Genomic DNA, 382 nt, shown 5'->3' with positions numbered 1-382 from the left:
ACTCGATCGGGTCGTCCGTCCACAGCTCAGAAAAATTGAAGGGGTAGCGGATGTCAATGTCCTGGGTGGTTTGGCACGTACCTTTGAAGTGACACCCAACCTGGATGCCTTGGCATCGAGAGGTTTATCTCTTGATCAGTTAAAACAAGCAATTGAAGTAAACAATGCAAGTGACGGTGCGGGTCGTCTGAATGAAAATGGAGAATCATTACTGATTCGTAGCGATAGTCGTGTCACCAATTTACAAGAGCTGGGTGAGATTATTGTTTCCAATCATCAAGGGACGCTGGTGCAAGTGAAGGATGTCGCCGTTGTCCATACCGGTGCCCTTACTCGTTACGGAGCGGTAACCGAAAATGGTCAGGGTGAAGCTGTTGAAGGA

General features: G+C 48.2%; 1 protein-coding gene. It reads left to right on the top strand.

All coding sequences use genetic code 11. The annotated features are described in order from the left end of the window. A partial coding sequence (locus EXE10_RS21275; protein ID WP_130114620.1) for an efflux RND transporter permease subunit occupies positions 1-382 on the top strand: 382 nt, incomplete at both ends.

The organism is Acinetobacter sp. WCHAc060033 (assembly GCF_004209125.1).
Taxonomy (GTDB): domain Bacteria; phylum Pseudomonadota; class Gammaproteobacteria; order Pseudomonadales; family Moraxellaceae; genus Acinetobacter; species Acinetobacter wuhouensis.
This window is presented reverse-complemented; position numbering and strand designations above follow the sequence as displayed.